Origin of the sequence: Desulfosarcina sp., from assembly GCF_046496365.1 — a bacterium.
GTDB lineage: Bacteria > Desulfobacterota > Desulfobacteria > Desulfobacterales > Desulfosarcinaceae > Desulfosarcina.
Genome location: NZ_JAWOHB010000176.1, coordinates 1 through 3,101, shown reverse-complemented (window position 1 = coordinate 3,101; position 3,101 = coordinate 1). Strand labels below are relative to the sequence as shown.

Below are 3,101 nucleotides of genomic sequence, written 5' to 3'. Positions count from 1 at the left end.
TCAGGAAGGCGGAAATGCCATTGCCAAAGTATTGTTCGGCGAGGTCAATCCCTCCGGAAAACTGCCTGAAACGCTTCCGGTAAAACTTTCAGATAATCCTGCATTCGGAAATTATCCGGGAGAAAACAATGAGGTGCATTACAACGAGGGAATTTTTGTGGGATACCGGCATTACGACTCCAACAATATTGAACCGTTGTTTCCGTTCGGGCACGGCCTCTCCTACACTTCATTCGAATACAGCGATTTGGAAATAACGGAAACCAATAATTCATTCGTGGCAACAATGCACATTCAAAACACCGGAAATGTTGCAGGCGCCGAGGTGGGCAGATATCCTTCGGCCAGGCCGGCTTTCTGGCCATCGGCACATTTACTTTCGGCCACCTGTCCGGATGGGGGGTGCCCTGGCCCCTTTGCGCGCTGGCCGGCGGGGTGATCGCTGCGATCTTCGGCATCCTGATCGGCATCCCCTCCCTGAGACTCAAAGGGCCTTACCTGGCCATCGTCACCATGGGATTCGGTGTAGCCGTCTACCAGGTTCTGGTCAACGTGCCCCTGCTGTCGGGCGGGCGCATGGGCATGACCGTGGCCAAGCTCGAACCGCTCTTCGGGCTGTCGCGCATCAACTATTACTTCTATCTGAACCTGATCCTCTGCGTCTTCTTTATCCTGCTGACCTACAACATCGTTTCTTCTTATATGGGCCGCGCCTTCATCGCCATCCGGGACAACGACATCGCCGCCGAAGTGCTGGGCGTCAACCTGACCCGCTACAAGCTGCTGGCTTTTGCAATCAGCTCTTTCTACGTCGGCGTTCAGGGCGGCCTTTACGCCCTGATGCTGGGTTACCTCGAAGCCAACATGTTCACCTGGATGGAAACCATCGGATTCCTGGTGGCCGTCATCGTGGGGGGCCTGGCCATGGTCAACGGCTCCATCATGGGCGCGGCCTTTGTCATTCTGGTACCGCACCTTTTCTCCGCTTACAAGGAACTGGTGCCGGTGGTCTTCGGCGTGGTCATCGTCATCATCCTGATCTTCGTACCCCAGGGGCTGGCCGGTAGAATATTCAAGATACGGCTCTATTTCAGAAACTGGCCTTTCCGTTAACCGCCTCGCAATATCCGGCAGGCGATCATGCGGCCAACAAGCCATAGCAACTAGGACTTTTCAATGGAAAAATTTCTGCAATACACGATATCCGGAATGAGCCAAGGCAGCCTCTACACCATGGTGGCCCTGGGAATTGTCCTGATTTACCGTTCCAACCGCGTACTCAACTTCGCCCACGGCGACATGGCCACGGCCGGGACTTATGTGGCCATGGCGCTTTTGGGCATGAATCTCTACTTCTGGCTCTCTTCACTGGTTGCGCTTCTGGTCGGCGCAGGCATCGCCGTCCTGTTTTACTTCTGCGTGCTGATCCCGGCCCAGCGGCGGGATGCCACCCAACTGGGACAGATCATTCTGACCCTGGGCGTCGGGCTGATCATCCAGGGCCTGGTGCTGCGCTTCGGCACCCTCGAACCCCAAACCTTTCCCTTTCCGATTTCGGACACCAAGGTCTACGAGTTCGGCAACGTCGTGGTCAGCCAGCTCAGCCTGGGCACCTTGATCTTCAATCTTCTGGCCAGCCTCGGCTTCTACCTGCTGGTGCAGAAAACCAAATTGGGCCTGGCCATGCGGGCCACCTCGGAAAACCTGCAGGCCGCCCAGACCCTCGGCATTCCCACGCGCCGCATCCTGGCGCTCTCCTGGGGCTTGGCCGCCATGCTGGGCGTCCTGGGAGGGCTGTTTCTGGCCGCCACGCTGCTGCTGGATCCCTTCTTCATGCTCGAACCGTTTCTCAAAGGATTCGCCGCGGCCGTCCTGGGCGGCATGAACAGCCTGCCCGGGGCCATCGTGGGCGGCCTGATCCTGGGGGTGGCCGAATCCCTGGCCGGCGGGTATCTCTCGGTGGCCTTTAAAAACACCCTGGCCTTCCTGGTGATTATTCTAGTGCTGATCTTCCGGGAAGAAGGGCTGTTGGGTACCAAGTTCGTGGAGCGGGTATAGCGAAAAAAACACAAGGATCAAGTCTTCATTGCTTCCGGTCCATTACCGGTTTTTCGATCCGGCCGATGCCGACAGCGGCAAAAAAACCGACCAGACCGGCGACGGCAAACATCCAGGGGGCGCCGTGCCACCCGCCGAACAGGCCGACCACCACCGCCAGGGCAGGTGCCATGAGCAGAGTCCCCAGATTGGAGCCTTGCATGAGAAGCCCGTTGGCAGCCCCGATACACGCCTTTCCCGGAGAGTGGAATGGAACAGCCGCCAATAACGTGCCGGGAATAAGGCCCCCGATAAGGCTGAAACCGAGGCACAGAAGAATTCGAACCGTCAGCGGCGTTGCCGGAGAATAGAGCCCGAAGGTCAACGCGCTGGCAACAATAAACACGGCGGACAAAACCATCCACCGGGGGACATCTCTATGGGAAAGGATGCCGCCGGTGATATTCCCGGGGATATTGACCAGCACGGCCAGGGCTGTCCAAAAGGCAGCTCCCTCCTTGCCCATGCCCACCTCTTCGATGAAAAAAGTCGGCAGAAAACTCATGAGCGCCATCCACTGGCCGGCGTAACACAGGAAACAAATTCCCAGAAGCACGGGACCCGGGCTCAGAAGGATGGTTTTGAGATTTCCCATGAAATGTACAGGCGTCGCTTTCTGTGTTTTCCGCGTTTCGGGCCGCCGCATGGTGGCGGTCACAAACAGCCCCAGCACAAACAGACAGATCAACCCATTAAAAAACCACAGGCCGCGCCATCCGAAACGGTTCACCATATACGGCGAGAGCAGAAGCATGATGGTGATACCCGCCGGCATATACGCCCCCCAGAATCCCAGTATCAGGCGAAGATGTCTGGGCTCCGCAACACGGGCGATCAGAGACGGTGCTGACAATATGGTAAAAAAGATCGGCGTCTGCATCAGCCTTTGCCTCGGCGTCATCCTAGGCTCGCTGTCGGGGTTCTATGGCGGGGCAGTGGACCTGGTGATCCAGCGGGTGATCGAGGTGATTTCCTCGATGCCGACCATTCCGCTCTGGCTGGGG

4 protein-coding genes are annotated in these 3,101 nt (G+C 57.6%); 3 read left to right on the top strand and 1 reads right to left on the bottom strand.

The features are described from left to right. From R6V78_RS17940 to R6V78_RS17930, 3 genes are all read left to right on the top strand, one after another. Window positions 1-439, top strand: a 439-nt coding sequence (locus R6V78_RS17940) for a glycoside hydrolase family 3 C-terminal domain-containing protein (RefSeq protein ID WP_410290756.1), incomplete at its 5' end; no start/stop codon positions are given. Beyond that, on the top strand, window positions 334-1,113 hold the full coding sequence (locus tag R6V78_RS17935; RefSeq protein ID WP_410290757.1) for a branched-chain amino acid ABC transporter permease: 780 nt from the start codon (window positions 334-336) through the stop codon (window positions 1,111-1,113). The genes R6V78_RS17940 and R6V78_RS17935, both read left to right, overlap by 106 nt. Window positions 1,114-1,176: 63 nt before the next feature. After that, window positions 1,177-2,058: a branched-chain amino acid ABC transporter permease gene (locus R6V78_RS17930; RefSeq protein WP_410290755.1), complete on the top strand. Its 882-nt coding sequence runs from the start codon at window positions 1,177-1,179 to the stop codon at window positions 2,056-2,058. 25 nt (window positions 2,059-2,083) lie between these two features. Here the strand turns inward: R6V78_RS17930 and R6V78_RS17925 are convergent, their stop codons facing one another. Then, window positions 2,084-2,977 carry a CynX/NimT family MFS transporter gene (locus tag R6V78_RS17925; protein ID WP_410290754.1) on the bottom strand — a complete coding sequence of 298 codons (894 nt, stop codon included), beginning with the start codon at window positions 2,975-2,977 and terminating at the stop codon, window positions 2,084-2,086. Window positions 2,978-3,101: the final 124 nt, after the last annotated feature.